At 59.7% G+C, this 19,196-nt stretch carries 14 protein-coding genes; 4 read left to right on the top strand and 10 right to left on the bottom strand.

Annotated features, from left to right (window positions below; genetic code table 11):
• Positions 1 to 44: 44 nt before the first annotated feature.
• From H7C18_RS00495 to H7C18_RS00465, 7 genes are all read right to left on the bottom strand, one after another.
• Positions 45 to 1,361, bottom strand: a complete 1,317-nt coding sequence (locus H7C18_RS00495; RefSeq protein ID WP_185127046.1) for a replication-associated recombination protein A — start codon at positions 1,359 to 1,361, stop codon at positions 45 to 47.
• A 48-nt stretch (positions 1,362 to 1,409) separates the two neighbouring features.
• A complete protein-coding gene (locus tag H7C18_RS00490; protein WP_185127045.1) occupies positions 1,410 to 2,465 on the bottom strand; it encodes a CotH kinase family protein in 1,056 nt (351 codons plus the stop codon).
• 516 nt (positions 2,466 to 2,981) lie between these two features.
• Positions 2,982 to 3,740, bottom strand: coding sequence for a tRNA threonylcarbamoyladenosine dehydratase (locus tag H7C18_RS00485; RefSeq protein WP_185127044.1), 759 nt, complete (start codon positions 3,738 to 3,740; stop codon positions 2,982 to 2,984).
• Between the two features lie 84 nt (positions 3,741 to 3,824).
• Positions 3,825 to 5,651, bottom strand: coding sequence for an aspartate--tRNA ligase (gene aspS, locus H7C18_RS00480; RefSeq protein WP_185127043.1), 1,827 nt, complete (start codon positions 5,649 to 5,651; stop codon positions 3,825 to 3,827).
• 18 nt (positions 5,652 to 5,669) lie between these two features.
• Positions 5,670 to 6,929 carry a histidine--tRNA ligase gene (gene hisS / locus H7C18_RS00475; RefSeq protein WP_185127042.1) on the bottom strand — a complete coding sequence of 420 codons (1,260 nt, stop codon included), beginning with the start codon at positions 6,927 to 6,929 and terminating at the stop codon, positions 5,670 to 5,672.
• A gap of 432 nt (positions 6,930 to 7,361) precedes the next feature.
• On the bottom strand, positions 7,362 to 8,531 hold the full coding sequence (locus H7C18_RS00470; RefSeq protein WP_185127041.1) for a Gfo/Idh/MocA family protein: 1,170 nt from the start codon (positions 8,529 to 8,531) through the stop codon (positions 7,362 to 7,364).
• Positions 8,532 to 8,596: 65 nt separating this feature from the next.
• On the bottom strand, positions 8,597 to 10,966 hold the full coding sequence (locus tag H7C18_RS00465; protein WP_185127040.1) for a DUF4091 domain-containing protein: 2,370 nt from the start codon (positions 10,964 to 10,966) through the stop codon (positions 8,597 to 8,599).
• Between the two features lie 365 nt (positions 10,967 to 11,331).
• On the opposite strand from H7C18_RS00465, the gene H7C18_RS00460 reads away from it, so the two are divergent.
• The 4 genes from H7C18_RS00460 (at position 11,332) to H7C18_RS00445 (ending at position 16,117) form a co-directional block, all read left to right on the top strand.
• Positions 11,332 to 12,303 (top strand): ABC transporter permease, encoded by a 972-nt coding sequence (locus H7C18_RS00460; RefSeq protein WP_185127039.1) that lies wholly within the window; start codon positions 11,332 to 11,334, stop codon positions 12,301 to 12,303.
• Positions 12,304 to 12,319: 16 nt separating this feature from the next.
• A complete protein-coding gene (locus H7C18_RS00455) occupies positions 12,320 to 13,207 on the top strand; it encodes a carbohydrate ABC transporter permease (RefSeq protein ID WP_420481823.1) in 888 nt (295 codons plus the stop codon).
• 42 nt (positions 13,208 to 13,249) lie between these two features.
• Positions 13,250 to 14,890, top strand: coding sequence for a type 2 periplasmic-binding domain-containing protein (locus tag H7C18_RS00450; protein ID WP_185127038.1), 1,641 nt, complete (start codon positions 13,250 to 13,252; stop codon positions 14,888 to 14,890).
• A 237-nt stretch (positions 14,891 to 15,127) separates the two neighbouring features.
• Positions 15,128 to 16,117 (top strand): LacI family DNA-binding transcriptional regulator, encoded by a 990-nt coding sequence (locus H7C18_RS00445; RefSeq protein WP_185127037.1) that lies wholly within the window; start codon positions 15,128 to 15,130, stop codon positions 16,115 to 16,117.
• Positions 16,118 to 16,259: 142 nt separating this feature from the next.
• On the opposite strand, the gene H7C18_RS00440 is transcribed toward H7C18_RS00445, so the two are convergent.
• The 3 genes from H7C18_RS00440 to H7C18_RS00430 are packed head-to-tail and all read right to left on the bottom strand — an operon-like array spanning position 16,260 to position 19,179.
• A complete protein-coding gene (locus tag H7C18_RS00440; protein ID WP_185127036.1) occupies positions 16,260 to 16,436 on the bottom strand; it encodes a hypothetical protein in 177 nt (58 codons plus the stop codon).
• 57 nt (positions 16,437 to 16,493) lie between these two features.
• Entirely contained in the window at positions 16,494 to 16,961 is a 468-nt protein-coding gene (gene dtd / locus H7C18_RS00435) for a D-aminoacyl-tRNA deacylase (protein ID WP_185127035.1), read from the bottom strand.
• Between the two features lie 25 nt (positions 16,962 to 16,986).
• Complete coding sequence (locus H7C18_RS00430; RefSeq protein WP_185127034.1) at positions 16,987 to 19,179, bottom strand: RelA/SpoT family protein; 2,193 nt, start codon at positions 19,177 to 19,179, stop codon at positions 16,987 to 16,989.
• Between the last annotated feature and the right edge of the window lie 17 nt (positions 19,180 to 19,196).

Raw genomic sequence — 19,196 nt, 5'->3', positions numbered from 1 at the left:
CGCCGCTTTGTCAATCCGGAATCCGGCAAAGCGGCCGAAAGCCGTTATCGCTTCCCCTTCGACCGGCGACGCTCTTGATTTTGCCTCATCTTATCCTCCATCCCTTGTTCGGACGCTTCGAAAAACACCTGATCCCGGATGGCGTCGGGCAAATATTGCTGGTCCACGTAATGGCCCGGATAGTCGTGAGGATAAAGGTAGCCGACGTGGCCGAGCTTCTTCGCGCCGCTGTAATGGGCGTCCCGCAGATGAATCGGCACCTCCGCCGATTTCAGCCCGTCCATCGTCTCCATCATACGGCCGATCGTCACGGCAATGGAGTTGGACTTCGGGCTTTCCACCGCGAACAAAATCGCTTGGGCAATGATGTATTTTGCCTCCGGCCAGCCGATCCGGTGGTACGCTTCCATCGCGCTGACCGCCTGCACCATCGCCTGGGGGTTGGCCAGTCCGATATCTTCGCTGCAAGCGACGGTCAGACGGCGGATGAACACCATCGGATCCATCCCCAGCTTCTCCACCGCGTACAGGAACCAGAACAGCGCCGCGTCGCTGGACCCGCGAACGCTCTTATGGAAGGCGGACAGCACGTCATACTGCGTCGACTCGTCGGCTTGAACGGACGGCTGGCGGATGGATTCCTCGGCGATCTCCACCGTGATCCGCACCGAACCGTCCGGCTCCGAAGGCGTCGTGACGGCGGCCAGTTCAAGCGCGGTCAGCGCCCGGCGAATGTCCCCGTTCGCCATGGACGCGAGATGCTCCAGCGCATCCTCGTCAACCTTCAGCTTCATAAAACCAAGCCCTTTGACCGGATCCGCGAGCGCCCGCCGCATCGCGAGCAGCGAATGCTCCTTCGTCAGCGGCTGCAACCGGAACAGCGTCGAACGCGACAGCAAGGCGCCGTTGATCGAATGGTACGGATTTTCCGTCGTCGCCCCGATGAAGACGATGACGCCTTTCTCGACCGCCGGCAGCAAGGCGTCCTGCCGAGCGCTGTTAAAGCGATGCACCTCGTCGAGAAAAAGGATCGTTTTGCGACCGTACATGTTTTTGTTGTTTTCCGCCTGCTCGATGACTTCCCGAACGTCCTTGACGGATGCTTCCACCGCATTCAGCCGAACGAACTCGCCTTCCGTCTGCTTCGAGATAATATGAGCCAGCGTCGTCTTGCCGCAGCCGGGCGGACCGAAGAGCACGATGGACGTCACGGCGTCCCCTTCGATCGCCCGCCGCAGCAGCTTGCCCGGACCGACGATATGCTCCTGTCCGATATATTCCTCCAGCGTCTCGGGTCTCATTCGGTCGGCCAGCAGCCGCCTTCTCGGTTCCGCCTCGGTCTGGTAGCTGAATAGATCCATCGTTCTCCCGCCTTTCTATCTACCATCATAGCAGAACGGGAGCCAAATTTACCATTTCCGAATCGCGGCGGCGATCAGCTTCCTTCGCTCGCGGATGTATGTGCGGATTCGTTCTTCTTCGCCTCGGAATTCGGAGAACTCCCATCTCTGCATCGTATCTTTCCGAATATGCGGGGACAGCTCTCCCATCATACGGCGAACGACAGGCATCAGCCTTCGTTCGGTAAAGGGGCCGCGAAGCGCCTCCGCCAGAATCGTCTTGTAGCGCGCCCGGAACGCCGGCTGTTCGAGCAGCTTGGCGGACAGCGCGTTATAGCCTTTGACGTCCACCAGCCCGCTGGAGACGACGTTGCCGTAGCAGTTCCGCCCCCAGGTTCCTTCGTAATCCCACGGAATGATGCGGAATTTGCCCGATTTCCGATGGCGGTACAAGGCATAGTTCTGCTCGAAGCCGTCGTAGTTGCCCGTAAGCACCGCCCCGGCCAGCCATCGCAAATAGTTATCCGTGTCCAACCGGCATTTGAGGAACGAGGCCGCCTTGGATCCGTTATGTTCGTGAATGCCCTTAATAAAAGACATCAGACGGGCTCTCTCCTCATATCCGCCCGCCTTATGCTCATACCCCGACAGCAACGAGCTTTTGTGGTGCAGGCTGTCCGAGGCGCGAAGCTCGAAATTGGCGTCGTTATTGACCGCATAGAACAAAGAGGCGTACCCGATCCCCCTCTTGCGAAAAAAGTGCCGCTCCACGCCCTCGATCTCCAAGTATACGCCGAGCGGTTCCCCGTTGCGGTACAGCAGCACGTGCCGGGTACGCGGGCTCGGCACTTTCAGCCATTCGAAAAAGCGGAAGGAAAGCGCATTGCGGATCATCGACGGATCGTCGAACTCGGCGTTGTAATGATAGACTCGGCCCTGGCGAACGACTTCGTACGAGCGCTTCGGATACGTGCGGGTATGCCCGCCCCGATATCGCACCAGCACTTTCGAGGATTGGCCGTTCACCCGCATCGTCGCCGCAATGAAGCGGTCGTTCCACAGATTCCGTTCGAGCTCGTAATTCTCGTTTTCCCCTAAGTGCAAGCTTCTGATCGGCAATGCCATGACGTCTCCGCCTTTCCCCGGGCAGGCCTTTTCGTTCCTGATAGCCTATGAGCACCGGTCAAATGCGGAAACGGCATTCGTCTAGTCGGTCGCCAAACCAAGAAAAAGCCGCTCCGGAGCAGGCCGAAGCGGCATCAAGCCGGCAACTGTCATTCTTCCGTCCAGCCGGAGCGGCCGCCGGAACGTCCTCCGGAATGGCCCTTGGAATGTCCCTTGGAATGTCCTCCGGAACGTCCTCCGGAATGGCCCTTGGAACGGCCACCGGAACGACCGCCGGAATGGCCTCCGGAACGATGACCGGAACGATGGCCTGTCCATTCACAGCCGTTTCTCCAAGCGTTCCTCATTGCGAACACCTCCTTCAAGTAGAGATGTTACATTATTATGCGGACATGCCGCCCCCCGACAGAGACAAGCGTTGTTCGTCCGCAAAAAGAGGCGGAATGCGGCGTACGCCGGGCCGGACGCGACTGAAACGAAAAAGGCCGAAGGGCAAATTGCACCCTCGGGCCTCTCTTACGTATTCGTTTTGCCCTTCTCCAGCAGCTCGCGGAACACCACGCTGACCATGATCAGCCCGGCCACCGGCGGCACGAAAGCGTTGCTCGAAGGCGGCTGCTGCGCCTTGCGGATCTCCTTGGGAGCGGTATCGGGAACGATGCGCTGGGTGACGTCCTCCAGCGGCTTGAGCGGCTCTTCTTTGGAGAAGACGACCTTGACGCCCTTCTTGATCCCTTCCTTGCGGAGCTTCTGGCGAACGACCCGGGCGATCGGATCGACGCTCGTCTTCGAAATGTCGGCGACTTCGAAGCGCGACGGGTCGGTCTTGTTCGCCGCCCCCATGCTGGAGATGATCGGAATGCCTCGTTTCAGGCATTCCTTGATCAGGTGAATCTTGTAGGAGATCGTATCGGAAGCGTCGATCACATAATCGAGCTCGTACTTGAACAGTTCCTCGTACGTCTCCTCGGTGTAGAACATGCGCATGGCGATCGCGTCGCAATCGGGATTGATCAGCTTGATCCGGTCGCGCATCAGGTCCGCCTTGGGCTGTCCGATCGTCGTCGTCAGCGCATGGATCTGCCGGTTGATGTTCGTGATGTCCACGACGTCCTTGTCGATCATGACGATCCGGCCGACGCCGGATCGGGCCAGCGCCTCGGCCGCGATCGAGCCGACGCCGCCGATGCCGAGTACGGCGACCGTGCTTCCCTTCAGAACCGCCAAGCCTTCCGGGCCGATCGCAAGTTCCGTTCTCGAGAACTGGTGCAGCATATCGAACCTTCACTCCTTAACGTTAGGATGAAAAGACGCCGCGCCCGGGTCCGACCGGCGGTGCGGCGTCAAGCCCGCGGCGGCTTACGCCTGAGGGGCGGGTTCTTCGGAAGGCTGGGGCGCGGCCGCCTTCGCTTGGGCGGCGAGCGCCTTGGCCGACAAGCGGATATGCAGGTCGTCCAGCTGGCGTTCGGTCACGGCGGACGGCGCGTCGGTCAGCAGGTCGGTGGCGCTGGCCGTTTTCGGGAACGCGATCGTCTCGCGCAGGTTCGTGCGGCCGGCCAGCAGCATGATCAGGCGGTCCAGGCCGAAGGCGATTCCCCCGTGAGGAGGCGTGCCGTATTCGAACGCGTCAAGGAAGAAGCCGAATCTTTCCTTCGCTTCCTCCATCGTAAACCCGAGCGCGGCGAACATCTTCTCCTGCACGTCTCGGCGGTAGATCCGCATCGAGCCGCCGCCGACCTCATAGCCGTTCAGCACGATGTCGTACGCTTGCGCGCGGATCGCGCCCGGATCGGTGTCGAAGAGGTGCAGATCGTCGTCATGCGGACGGGTGAACGGATGGTGCAGCGCCACGTATCTCTTCGCCTCTTCGTCCCACTCGACCAACGGGAAGTCGGTCACCCAGAGGAACTTGAACCGGCTGTTGTCGATCAGCCCGAGCTCGCGTCCGACCTTCAGGCGCAGGTTGCCCATGACGTCCGCGGCCGTTTTCAGCTTGTCTGCCGAGAAAGTGAGCAGGTCGCCTTCTTCGACGTTCAGCCGCTCGGTCAGCGCGGCGATCTCTTCCGGCTTGAAGAACTTGACGATCGGGCCGCGCCATTCGCCGTCCTTGACGGTGATCCAGGCAATGCCTTTGCCGCCGTAGCGGGCCGCGAAAGGCTGCAGATCGTCGAGCTCCTTGCGGCTCCAGCTGGCGCAGCCTTTGGCGTTGAGCGCCTTGACGACGCCGCCGGACGCGGCGACGGAAGCGAACACTTTGACGTCGCTGTTCTTCACGATGTCGGTGACGTCCTCGATCTCAAGGCCGAAGCGAAGGTCCGGCTTATCGGAGCCGTACTTGTGAATCGCGTCGTGATACGTCAGCCGCTGGAACGGCGTCTCGACCTCCACGCCGATCGTCTCGCGGAACAGCTTGACCATCAGATTTTCCATCATCGTCAACAGCTGCTCTTGCGAAAGGAACGACGTCTCGATGTCCACCTGCGTGAATTCAGGCTGACGGTCGGCGCGCAAGTCTTCGTCGCGGAAGCAGCGGGCCACTTGATAATAGCGTTCGATGCCGCCGATCATAAGCAGTTGCTTGAACAGCTGCGGAGATTGCGGCAGGGCGAAAAATTCGCCCGGATGCACGCGGCTCGGCACCAGATAGTCGCGGGCGCCTTCCGGCGTGCTGAGCGTCAGAATCGGCGTCTCCACGTCGATAAAGCCATTGTCGTCCAAGTAGTCGCGGAACACTTTGGTCGCCTTCGAACGGAGCCGCAGCGTCTGCTGCATCTCCGGACGGCGCAGGTCGAGATAGCGGTACTTCAGCCGAAGCGACTCGTCGACTTCGACGCCGTCTTCGATCGGGAACGGCGGCGTTTTGGCCGAATTGACGATCTCTACCTGCTGGACGCGGATCTCGATCTCGCCGGTGGCGAGGTTCGGATTGAACGTCTCGGGATCGCGCTCGACGACTTGCCCTTGAACGGCCAGCACATATTCGTTGCGGGCGCGGCTGGCGATCTCCAGCGCTTCCTTGGAAAATTCCGGATTGAATACCACCTGGACGATGCCGGTCCGGTCGCGCAGATCGATGAACAGAATGCCGCCGAAGTCGCGCCAGCCCTGTACCCATCCGTTCAGGACGACGTTCTGTCCGACGTGCTGTTTGGTTAACGTGCCGCAGTCGTGGTTTTTAAGCATCATGGTCCATTTCCCCTTTTCTCACTCCGTTATGGATGTTCGCAAAGCTTCGATCAGGCCGTCCAGCGGAACGTTCCGCTGCTCCTGGGACGCCATGTTCTTCAAGGCGATCTCGCCCCTGTCCAGCTCGTCGTCGCCGAGAATGGCCGCATACGTCGCGCCGGCCCGGTCCGCCGCTTTGAACAGCGCCTTGGTCTTGCGCCCTTGGTAATCGCGCTCGACGGCGATCCCCGCTTCCCGCAGCCGCTGCACGATGGCAGGCGCTTCCCGCTCGGCCCGCTCGCCCATCGCGATCAGGTAAATGTCGACGGGAGAGCCGACGGGCGGCTTTACGCCTTGGCTCTCAAGCAGCAGCAGCGTGCGCTCCAGTCCGATGCCGAGGCCGACGCCCGGGCGGTCGTCGCCGCCGATGTCCGCGACGAGACCGTTATAGCGGCCGCCGCCGCCGACCGTATCGATGGCGCCGATGCCTTGCGCCTTGTACTCGAACGCGGTGTGCGTGTAATAGTCGAGTCCGCGGACGAGGCGGGGGTTGACGGCGTACGGAATGTTCATCGCGTCCAGGCATTCGCGGACGCGGGCGAAGTGCGCCGTGCACTCCTCGTCCAAGCTGTCCAGAATGGAAGGCGCGTCCGCGAACTTGTGCTGGTCGACCTTGCAATCGAGCACGCGCAGCGGGTTGCGCTCGATCCGGGACTGGCAGTCCTCGCACAGGCTATCCTTCATCGGCAGCAGAAAGTCCAGCAGCTTGGCGCGGAACGCTGCCCGCACCGCCGGCGTGCCGACGGAATTGATCTCGACCGTGACGCCGCTTAGCCCGAGCTCTTTGTAGAAGCCGTATCCGAGCGCGATCACTTCGGCGTCCAGCGCCGGATCGGCGGAGCCGATCGCCTCCACGCCGAACTGGTGGAACTGGCGGTACCGTCCCGCCTGCGCCCGCTCGTAGCGGAACATCGGGCCGATGTAATACAGCTTGGCCAGGTCCGGTTCTCCGTACAGCTTGTTCTCGACGTAAGCCCGGACGACGCCGGCCGTTCCTTCCGGACGCAGCGTCATGCTGCGCTTGCCGCGGTCCTCGAACGTGTACATCTCCTTCTCCACGATGTCGGTCGTCTCGCCGACCCCCCGCCGGTACAGCTCAGTCGTCTCGAAGATCGGCGTCCGAATCTCGCGGAAGTGGAAGCGCCGGCACAGGTCTCTTGCGGTCCGCTCCACGAATTGCCACGTCTCCGCGATGCCGGGGAGCGCGTCCTGCGTGCCCGGCGGTTTCTGGAATCCCATCGTTATCGCCACCCTTTCTCTGCCTGTCTGTATCTGGCATTCGCCCCAAATCGCTTCATTTCCCGAACATCAAAAAGCCCCCGTCCCCGACATGCCGTTCGCATGTCAGGGACGAGAGCTCGATGCTCCCGCGGTGCCACCCGTCGTTCGCTGCCGGTCGCCGACCGAATCGAATCGGCCGCGCGGCAGTCGCGCTTCGTCCGGTTAACGCCCGGCTGCGCCTTCGCGCTACTGGCGTCTTCCCATCGTTGCGGAAGCCGTTCGCGCGAGGTTCTCGGGGATGTCGTTCGTCCAATCATGGGCGGAAAGCTTGCAGCCGAAGGCTTTCCTCTCTGGAGACCTGGGGTTGGAGTACTCGTTCCCGTCATCGAATCAAAACTTGGATACAGTTAATGCATATTATAGGACGCCGGGTCGAACAAAGTCAAGAGATCACATGGCCCCTGGGCGAATGATGTCCCCGACGAGAGACCGCGCTTCCTGATCCAGCGTTTGATAAGCGAAGGAGGAAGCCGCCTCCTTCGCCTTGAGGCAGACGAGCGCGCTGAGCAATCCGTCCTTCAGCGACGCGCAGGGCTCGGCCCGTCCCCTCAGCACGTCGACGAAATTCGCGGCCAGAGCGGCATCGCCGCCGAAATGGCGGCCGCCGGCTTCCAGTTCGTAGGTCTCCACCCTCGGCGTATGATGCATGTCGACGCGCAGCTTCTGCGTATAGAAGTCAAACTCGAGCGTTCCTTTGAACCCGAGCAGCCGCGCCCCTCGCCGTGCCGCTCCCCGCCGGGCGAAAAAATTTTGCGAATAGCTTACGTGCATGCCGCTTTCGTATTGAAGAAGGACGCTGCCGGAATCTTCATTGCCGGTATCCTCGGCGAAGCAGCAATAGTCGCCGGCGTCCGGATGGTCTTCGGCGCCCTCGACCCGCTCGGGACAGTCTCGCTCGCCGCACCGGGAGCAGCGCAGGCCCGCCGGCTTGTCGCCTTTGAACACCTGCTTGGATGCGACCGCGCAGATACGGGACGGCACGCCGCCGAGCAGATACTGCAAATAATCGAAATCATGCGTCGACTTCTGAAGGAACAAACCGCCCGTCTCGTTCTCGTCGCGGTACCAGCCGTGGTAATAGACGCCGCCGTACGGCACGTTGTTGACCGCCTGCGCGTGCTCGACCGTTCCGAGCTTGCCCGATTCGACGATCTCCTTGGCAAGCCGCACGATCTTGGCCATTCGCAGCGGGAACGATACGACGACCGGAGCGGAAGCCCGGTCGGCCGCTTCCCGCAATCGAAGCCAGTCGTCCGGCGTCGTCGCCACCGGCTTTTCCAGGAACAGAGGGATGCCTCGGGGCAGCACCTCCATGGCCATCCGGGCATGAAGGGAGCAGCGCGTACCGATCAGGACGGCGTCCAGCGTCTCCGCATCCAGCATGTCTTGGGCCCGCTCGTATAAACGGGGCTGCGGATCGCCGGGCCGGCCCAGCCGCTTGCGCGCCTCCTCCGGCCGAATATCGGCGATGGCGGCGATCCGGCAATCGGGTTCGTATTTGCGCATCTCCTGTACCATCAAGCTGATCCGATAACCGTATCCTATGACACCGAGTCGCATGGTTTCTCTCCTTCTAAAACTGCCGAAACGCTCCCGCGGGAACGGCAACGCTTCGTGATATCGAGTTACGGAACCATCGTGTCTCCGTCCGTCGCCGAAGTCAGGCGGAAGCTGTCGAAGGCGAGCGTCAGCGGCTGATCCATCTGGAACATCCACAGCTCGATCCCTTTGATCTGCGTCAAATCCAGCTTCACTTCGGACAGCGGCACGCTCACGGTACGAGATTGGCCTGCCGGGACCGTGATCAGATGCGTGTCGTCGGACTTGCCGTTCGTCTGATGGAACTTGACATAGAAGATCGCCGTGCGGCCAGGGTCCGTATTGCGTACGTCGAACTCCAAGGCGCCGTACTTGGACCAGTCGGCGGACTTGAACCCGCTTCCCGCGTTGAACAGACGGATGTTCGGGAACTTGACGCCGGCCTTGAACTGCGCCTCAAGCGAATGCGTCCCGCCGGTCGCGAATTCGTCGGACAAGCTCAGGTTCACGTTGGAAGGCGTCCATCTGGCCAGATCCTGCGCTGTCTCCGCATCGTTCAAAGGAGCCGCGTAAGGATAAGCCGGACCGACCTGAAGCTTCAACGGGTCGTCGATAACGGCGCCGTCTTTGGCAATCTCGACCGTCGCCGGCTGCAGACCGGGCTCCAACTCGAGCGTCTTGACGTATTTATCGTAAGGATCGCCGCCTCCGGCCGGTTCGAGCGGCTCGCCGTTCAGGCTGACCTGCGCCCCCTTCTCCGCGTAGACGGTCACCTGCCTTGCGGAATCGCCTTGCGATTGGACGGTGACGAGATGAAGGGGCCCTTCGGCGCTCTGCTCGATCAGGCCGGCAATCTCGCGGCGAACCTGCATCAAGTTGTTCGGGTCGTCGGGGTAGTCTCGCATATTCGTAAACAACCGGTCGTAATACGGCTGAATCGCGTCCTGGACGTTCGCCTCTCCGGCGACTCCGAGCCGCTGCGCCGCATCCTGCAGGCGCTGCTCCAGCTGCCATAAATACTCGTAATCCTCCGCGCCTTCGCGAAGGTTCTCCATGCGGAGCGAGGCGACCGGCCCGTCGATTCCCAGGTCGGTTCCGGGATAGAACAAGTAGCCGTCGCCGTTCGCGCCCGGGAACGCCATCGGGTCGTTCCAGACGTCGCGCGGAACGTACTGGCTGCCGTTCCACTTCTCGAAGATCGTCGTCGACCAATACAAGGTGCCTTCCACGCCGTAATCCTTCTGCTCCCACGAGAGCAGCCGGCTGCCCAGCAGGTCGTCGTCCGTATGGTAAGCGGGAAAAGGATCCTTAGGCACGACGCTCGTATACCACCAGACGTGGTGTCCCCTCGCTTGAAGGTCATGCGCGAAATCCTCGTCGTATTTGTTGACCAGGGCGACCCAGGAATGGACGCTTCCGGTCAGCTCGTCCACCGGCTGCGTCGTGACGAAGTGCCGCACTTCCGGCGCGATCTTGGCGAGCTCCTCGCTCATTTCCCGCACGCGCGGGTACTTCGCCGGTCCCGGCTCGTCAAGCTCGGTGATATAATAGAACGCTTTGGACAGCAGTCCCTTCTCCCGGAGCAGGTCGACGACCCGCTTCATCTTGTCCCAGTCGTAGGTGCCGTCGGCGTTCCGATAGAACGGAAGCCGGTAAGCGGACACTTTCGGATTCGTAATGTAAGGAATCGCCTTCTCGACGTAAGTGTCCGGGTCGTCCGCGGGGATGGGCAAGTAGCTGGGCGTCAAGCGATGATCGACCGAGGCCCAGTAATATTTGTCCAGCAGCTTCCAGAAGTCGTCGCCCTGAACGTTGCCGTGCGCAAAAGCGATCTGGTCGCCCCACAGCGTAAAAGCCGTCTGCGTATGGCTCTCGTCGGTCAGCTCGAAGTCCCATACGGTAAATTCGATCGGGATGCGCACCGGGTTGCCCGTCTCGTGAAGCGTCAGTTCCCCGCTGTACACGCCGGCCGGAAGCCCTTTGGGCACGTACACTTTTATGTAAATCCCTTGATTCCGGTTCGGTTCGACCTGGAGCATGCCGCCGTCCAGAGGAACGAGCGCGTCCGGGTACCAGCCGGTCGGATAGTTGCCCGAGGTGGGCTGGGTCACCTGGATGTAACGCTCGCCGAACAGTCCGATATCGCTTGCGTCGATCTTCGCCGAGCCGCCCTCCTGCTTCAGATCGCTGACTTGCACCTGCAGCTTGCTCAGTCCCTCGTCGCCCGAGCGCACGATCACCTGCGCGCCTTCATATTCGTTGCGGGCGGCTGCCATCCGCAGCTCCGGGGATGTCTGCTCCGGCAGCAGCTGATCCCGCAAAATCTTGTCCATGTTCGTGGGGACGTACGTCCGGAACGAAGGATCCGTCTCCGCCGAGGCCCGGGGAACCGATAATACCGTCATCGCTTGCAAAGCCAGCAAGAGAGCGGCTGCCGCCGACCCTTTTCTTCTCATTCCTCCATCCTCCTCTGCCCATTAAATGATCAAAAATATTACGCGTTATGTAAATACGCACATTTCAGCCAGCCGCCCCTCCATTCTATGGTCCACTCCCCTCTGCGCCATTCTGTAAAAACCCGTCTAATCCCTTGGAATCATAGGCGATCATTCACAAAAGGGAATCCCTTCCATCGACCCGAAGTATAACACTGTTTATATTTTCCGTCAATTCAACAAATCTTGTTAAAGCCATGTTATTTTTCCGTAAACACGCGAAAATACTCTTGACTTTTTACATATAGGCAGTAAAAATTGGGAGATGTAAGCCCTTTAAAACATAACACGTTATAAACACATTGAAACGAAAGGGGGAACCTGCCATGCCCGGCCTGTCCGCGGGCGGCGCCGCCGCTTCCGGCCCGCTGGCCGAACGGCGACCGCACCGGCTGAAGTCGCTGCGCAAGTCGCTTCGTAAAAACTGGGATTTATACCTGCTGATCGCCCCTGTGCTGGCCTACTTCATCGTCTTTCACTACTTCCCGATGTACGGCCTGCAGATCGCGTTCAAAAATTTCGTCGCCGTCAAAGGGATCTGGGGAAGCCCCTGGATCGGTCTCGACCATTTCCAGCGCTTCTTCGACAGCTACTACTTCGGGCGGCTGATCAAGAACACGCTCGGCATCAGCCTGTACGAGCTGGCCGTCGGGTTTTCGGCACCGCTTCTCCTGGCGCTCATGATCAACGAAGTGCGGCGGAAGACGTTCCGCAAGCTCGTGCAGACCGTTACATACGCCCCGCATTTCCTGTCCACGGTCGTGCTGGTCGGCATGGTGATGATGTTCCTCTCCCCGCAGAAAGGCATCGTCAACCACATCCTCGTTTTCTTGGGCGGACACTCGGTCTCGTTCATGACGGAACCGGAATGGTTCAAGACGATCTACGTCTTCTCGGGCGTATGGCAGTCGGCCGGCTGGGGCTCGATCATCTACCTGGCCGCGCTCGCGGGCATCGACCAAGGACTGCACGAAGCCGCCATCATCGACGGAGCGAGCCGGCTGCGGCGCATCTGGCACATCAATCTCCCCGGCATTCTGCCGACGATCGTCATTCTTCTCATTCTCAACCTGGGAAACGTCATGGGCGTCGGCTTCGAGAAGGTGTACCTGATGCAGAACAACCTGAACAAGGAAAGCTCCGACGTCATCGCCACGTACGTGTACCAAATGGGGATTCTCGGGGCGCAATACAGCTTCTCGGCCGCGGTCGGACTGTTCAACTCCGTCGTCAACTTCGTGCTCCTGATCGGCGTGAACGCGTTCGCCCGCAGGATGAACGACACCAGTCTGTGGTAAGGGGGGAGCGCCTTTGATCAAACCATCGCTTGGCGACCGGGTGGCCGGAGCCGTCATCTATGTTATCCTGGCGCTCGCGCTGGCAGCGGTCCTGTATCCGCTGCTTTACATGTTAAGCGCCTCCGTCAGCGATCCCAAAGCGGTCATCGAGGGCCGCATGTGGCTGCTGCCGATTCATCCGACGTCCGTCGGCTACGAGAAAATCCTGCATAACCGCGAAGTGCTGATCGGGTACCGCAATACGATCCTGTATACCGTCATCGGAACGGCGATCAACCTGGCGATGACCGTGTTCGCGGCTTTCCCGCTGTCCCGCAGGGATTTCGCCGGCCGCGGGGTCATGACCGCCTTTCTTGTCTTCACGATGTTTTTCGGCGGAGGCCTCATTCCGACATACCTGCTCGTCCGGGACCTGCACATGATCGATACGCTGTGGGCGCTCGTCATTCCGAACGCCGTCTCCGTCTACAACATCATCATCATGCGAACGTTCTTCCAGACCGGCATTCCGCACGAGCTGCAGGAAGCCGCTTCGATCGACGGCTGCGGCAATCTGCAGACGCTGCGGAAGATCGTGCTGCCGCTCTCGATGCCGATCATCGCCGTCATGGTGCTGTTCTACAGCGTCGGCCATTGGAATTCATACTTCAATGCGCTCATCTATTTGTCGGATCGCCACAAGTTCCCGCTGCAGCTGTTCCTGAGGGAAATCCTCGTCAAAGGGGAAATGGACGAAATGCTGCAGGGCGGCGCCGCGATGATCGGGCAGGACCAGCAAATCCTGGATGCCGAAGCGATCAAATACGCCATCGTCATCGTCGCCAACCTGCCGATCCTGCTTCTGTACCCGTTCCTTCAGAAATACTTCGTCAAAGGCGTCATGATCGGCGCGATCAAGGGCTGAGCCCTTATCGATAAGCTTCATTCATTGGGAGGGATCATGGACATGGATTGGAAAAAAAGAACCAGGCTGCTCCTCGCGGCAACCGTGATGACCGGACTGCTCGCTTCCTGCAGCGGCAACGACTCGGGCAATGACGGCCCAAGCTCGGCAAGCGGCGGCAGCTCCCCGCAAGGAACGAAGGGGCAGAGCGAAAGCGCTGGCGTGAACGCAACCGGTTTCCCCATCGTGAACGCCCCGATCAAGCTCAACATCTTCGCCGGCCAAGCCCCTTCGGCTCCGGCCGACTGGAACAACGTCGAGATCTGGAAAGAGTACGCCAAGATGACCAACGTCGACGTCAACTGGCAGCTCACGCCGGTGGACAGCCTGACGGAGAAGCGGAACCTGCTGCTGGCCGGCGGCGAACTGCCCGACGCCTTCCACACCGCCAGATTCACGAGCGTCGACCTGGCCAATTACGGCGGACAAGGCTTGCTCATCCCGCTCAACAAGCTGATCGACGAGTATGCTCCCAACTTCAAGCAGCTGATGGAGAAATACCCGGAGATCAAGAAAGGCCTGACGATGCCGGACGGCAACATCTACTCGCTGCCGACGTTCTACGATCCGGACTTCAAATCGGTCGTCATCGGGTCGGAGCTGTGGATCAACAAGAAGTTCCTTGACGCCCTCGGCATGAAGGAGCCCGAGACGACCGACGAATTCTACGAATATCTCAAAGCGGTCAAGACGAAGGACCCGAACGGCAACGGCAAGAACGACGAGATTCCATATGCCGCCAGCGGCATCACCGGCCTGATCGATCAGCTTAAGGGGGCATGGGGACTCGGCAACCGGGGCAACACCCATCCCCGCGTCGACGTCGATCCGAAGACGAACCAGCTTCGATTCATACCGACGGATCCCCATTATAAAGAAGTGCTCCAGTACGTGAACAAGCTGTACAAGGAAAATCTGTTCATTCCGGAGATTCTGACGATCCCGGGCAAGGAGATGCTGGCCAAAGGATCGGACGGACTGTACGGATCGTTCCTGTATACGAATGCGGATACGTTCGGCGATCACAAGGACGATTATATCGGAGCGAACGCCTTCGCCGGTCCGAACGGCGACCGCCTGTTCTCCCGCGCGAGATCCCCGCTCGTCGATGTCGGCGGCTTCGCGATCACGAACAAGAACAAGTATCCGGAAGCGACGATGCGCTGGGCCGATTACTTCTACGGCGAGGAAGGCAGCACGATGTTCTTCATGGGCATCAAGGACAAGAGCTACGTCGTAAAGCCGGACGGCTCGGTCGACTACACGGACGAGTACAAGGCCGATCCGGAGTTCGGGAAGAAATACGTCTCGTGGGCCGGGGGCTACTATCCGGCGATGCTGACCGCCAAGACGTTCAAAGGCGGCGAGAGCTCGCCGGCCAACCTAGAAGCGGCGAAAAAGATCGAGCCTTATTATCCGAAGGAAGTGTGGCCTCCGTTCACGTACAACCAGGACGAGCTGGCGCAATTTAACGCTCTGGGCACCGACATCGGCAATTACGTGGACGAGATGACGACCAAGTTCGTCACCGGCGACGCCCCGTTCTCCGAGTGGGACAATTACGTCTCTACGCTGAAGAAGATGGGACTGGAGGAATATATGAAAATATACACCGCCGCATACGAACGTTACGAGAAGCAATAAGCCGTTTACCCCACAAAGCGAGGCTTAGCTTGGAAGGTTATTCAGGTGCTTTGCGGAGCCCCCGGGAACTTATTCATTCTTATCTGGCAAGGAAGGCTGGCCGCCCGTCGGCCGGCCTTCTTGCCGCAGAGGGGGAATGGCTTTCATCCCCAACGCACTATGCTATAATACATCACTAGAGATTGGCATCGCGAAGAGCTTTGTCGCCGCATGGACCGATCGAGGAGAGTGGACCATTTGCCCGTAACCAAGAAGGACATCGCCGAGTATGTCGGAGTATCGCGTTCCGCGGTATCCCTCGTTCTCAATAACACCCCGAGCAGCACGATCGCGGAGAAAACCCGGCAAAAAATTTTGCAGGCGGCCAAAGAACTCGGCTACGTCGGCACGGAAGCTTCCCCGAGGCTTTGCTTCGTCCTGCACGGCCGCACGCCGGACGACCCCCGTTACATGTACGATCTGAAGATCATCGAAGACGCCGCCAGCAAGAGCAACTACTCCCTTCTGTTCGTGAACATCCAGGCGGAGCCGGGCGATCAGGAGAAGTTGCGCAAAATCATTCAGAACAAGGAAGCGGACGGGTACATCGTCACCGGAGATTTGGACGAGTCGGCGATCGATCTGATCGTCAGCGCGAACGTCCCCTATTTGTTCTACGGCGGCATCCCTCGCGAAGGAACGAACAGCGTCGTGATGGACCATCGAAAAGGGGCTTACGAAGCGGTAAAAATGCTGCTGGAGCACGGCCATCGCCGGATCGCTTTTTTCAGCGGCAATCTGGAAACCCGAATCCATCGCACCAACCTCGAAGGATATTACGAGGCGCTGGAGGAGGCGGGCATCGAGGTTGACAAATCGTTGATTCAAGCGAGCAAGGACGAGGACGGCTACGAGATGTGCGCGCGCCTGCAGGTGCTGGACATCGACTATACCGCGATCTTCTGCGTCAATACGGTCATCCAGTTCGGCGCCCTGCAGTGGTTGAAGGAACGCGGCATTGCCGTGCCGTCGCAAGTAAGCCTGATCGGGTACGGGTATTCGGAGCTCGCCCATCTCAGCAAGCCGGAGCTGACGACCGTCTTCGTGTCCCCGGCCGACCGGCAGACCGCCGTCGCCCGGCTGATCGAGACGATCCATCGGAAGAAAACTTCGCCGGAAGTCACGTACTTGAGCGAGATGAAATTCTTCAAAGGGGGAACCGTCTCCGCCGCGCCAAAAGAAAAATAACCTGTCGGCCGTCCGACAGGTTCAATTTGAATATATATTGAAAAAAGGGGGTCACCTTGTATAATAAGGGGTTTGTTTTAAAGAATGATGAAAACAGGATTACAGTTTCATTACAGAAAAGGAAGCGCTTCTTATCGCTTCCTTATCCGCGCGTCATCGGAGGATGGCGTCTCCCGTAAACTTGACCCGATCGGGCGTCGTGTCCGAGCTCGTCCGCCCATTCGGAGTCGGACCGGACCGCCAGCGCTTCCCGCCGCTCGACCGGAGCCCCCTGCTGCATCCACCTTACATGCTTCGCTTCCTTGCCGGAACGTCTCATTCAAGCCGACTCCTCTTCACTGGACTCGACTTGTAGTGTTGCCATTCCGGCGCCGCTTCACTCCCCCGTCGGGTTCGATGCGCCGTTCGGATTTTCCAGAATGAGCGTCACCGGGCCGTCATTGACGAGGGAGACGTCCATCATGGCTCCGAAGCGCCCTGTCTCGACCGGCAGCCCGCGAGCTTGCAGCAAGGCGTTGAACCGGTCGTAAAGCGAGGAAGCCCGTTCCGGACGGGCAGCTCCCATAAAGTTCGGACGGCGTCCTTTCCGGCAGTCCCCGTACAAGGTGAATTGAGACACGGACAGCACGGAGCCGCCGACCTCGGTTACGGACAGGTTCATTTTGCCGGCGTCGTCTTCAAACACGCGCAAGCCTGCCACCTTGTCGGCCATCCAGACCAGCTCGGCTTCCCCGTCTTCATGACCGAAGCCGACCAGCAGCAGCAGCCCTTGTCCGATCTCGCCGACGAGCTCGCCTTCCACCCGAACCGCCGCTTCCAAGACGCGCTGCAGCACCACTTTCACGCCGAATTTCCTCCGTTTCGTCTCTCTATTGAATGACCCGCTGCACGGAGAAAATATCTTTCACCCGCTTGATCTTCTCGACGACCGACTGCAGATGGTCCTTGTTGCGGATCAGAATGGTCAGATGCATGACGGCTACCTTGTTGCGGTCGGAACGTCCGGAGACGGCGGCAATGTTCGTCTTGCTCTCCGATACGGACTGCAGCACTTCGTTAAGCAGCCCGCGCCGGTCATGGCCGAGAATCTCGATCTCCACGCTGTAGCTCGCTTCCGACGCTTCCTCCCACGACACCTCGATGACGCGGGCCGCTTCTTCTCCTTCCGCCGCATGCGGAAGGTTCGGGCAGTCGGTCCGGTGCACCGACACGCCCCGGCCGCGCGTAATGTAGCCCACGATATCGTCGCCCGGCACCGGGCTGCAGCAGCGGGCGAAGCGGACGAGCACGTTGTCGACGCCTTTGACGATAACGCCGTGAGAGCTGCGGGTTTTCCGCTCCTGAGGCACCGTACGGGCTTCCTTGATCCCTTCGGACGTCAGTTGAATCTGCTGCGCTTCCTCCGCTTCCTTGCGCAGCTTCTCCGTCAGCCGGGTGCATATCTGCGCAGCGGTAATGCCGCCGAAGCCGATCGCCGACATCATGTCTTCGATATCGTTAAAGGCGAACTTGCGCGCGACCTCGATCAGCTTCTCGTCCGTCATCCATTCCGGCGGTTCCAGGCCGATCCGCTTCAGCTCTCGTTCGAGCGACTCCCAGCCTTTCTCGACGTTCTCTTCGCGCTTCTCTTTCTTAAACCACTGGCGGATTTTGCTCCGGGCGTGCGACGATTGGGCGATCTTGAGCCAGTCCTGGCTCGGGCCGTAGGAATGCTTGGAGGTCAGAATCTCGACGATATCGCCCGTCTTGAGCTGGTGGTCGAGCGGCACGATGCGCCCGTTCACTTTGGCACCGATCGTCCGGTTGCCGACCTCCGTATGAATCCGGTATGCGAAGTCGAGAGGAACCGAGCCGGCGGGCAGCTCGAACACTTCCCCCTTGGGCGTGAAGACGAAGACGAGATCGGTGAAAAAGTCCATTTTGAGCGATTCCATGAATTCGGCGGCATCCCGCGTCTCTTGCTGCAGCTCGATGATCTCTCGGAACCAGTTCATCTTGTCCCCGAAGGAACCTTGGACGACTCCGGTCTCTTTGCCTTCTTTATAAGCCCAATGCGCCGCGATCCCGAATTCGCTTGTCCGATGCATCTCCCACGTGCGGATCTGCACTTCCGTCGGTTCGCCGGTCGGTCCGACGACGGTCGTATGCAGGGACTGGTACATGTTCGCTTTGGGCATGGCGATATAATCTTTGAAACGGCCGGGCATCGGCTTCCAGAGAGTATGGATAATGCCGAGAGTCGCGTAGCAGTCCTTGACGTTGTCCACGAGAATGCGAATGGCGAGCAGATCGTAAATCTCGTTGAACTGCTTGTTCTTCGTCGTCATTTTCTTGAACACGCTGAAAATATGCTTCGGGCGCCCGGAGATGTCGCCCTGGATGCCCATCTCTTCCAGCTTCTCGCGGATTTTGGCGATGAGATCCGCAATATACTGCTCCCGTTCCGTTCGCTTCTTCTTCATTAAGTTGGCGATGCGGTAGTACTGCTGCGGGTTGAGGAAGCGAAGGGCAATGTCCTCCATCTCCCACTTGATCGCGCTGATCCCGAGGCGATGGGCGATCGGACAGTAAATCTCCATCGTCTCGTGGGCGATGCGGCGCTGGCTTTCTTCCGATTGGTATTTGAGCGTCCGCATATTGTGCAGACGGTCGGCGAGCTTGATCAGAATGACGCGGATGTCGTTGGCCATCGCGACGAACATCTTCCGGTAGTTCTCGTTCTGCTGCTCTTCCTTCGAGCGGAACTGGATTTTCTCCAGCTTCGTCAGCCCGTCGACCAGGCCGGCGATCGTCTCGCCGAAGCGTTCCTTGACGTCGTCGACCGTCACATTCGTGTCTTCGACGACGTCATGAAGCAGCGCGGCCATCACCGTGACGACATCCATCTGCATGTTGACCAGGATCTCGGCAACGGCAACGGGATGAAGAATATAAGGCTCGCCGGATTTGCGCAGCTGCCCGCGATGGGCTTCATCCGCGTATTCATAAGCCTCGCGGACGCGCTGCAAATCCTGATCTTTCATATATTGGGATGCTTTCTCGAGCAGCTGCTCCATGCCCATGCCAAGTTCCTTTCCCT

Origin of the sequence: Cohnella zeiphila, from assembly GCF_014212055.1 — a bacterium.
GTDB classification, from domain to species: domain Bacteria; phylum Bacillota; class Bacilli; order Paenibacillales; family Paenibacillaceae; genus Cohnella; species Cohnella zeiphila.
Note: the sequence above shows the minus strand (reverse complement) of the source record. Positions and strands in the feature narration are given on the sequence as shown.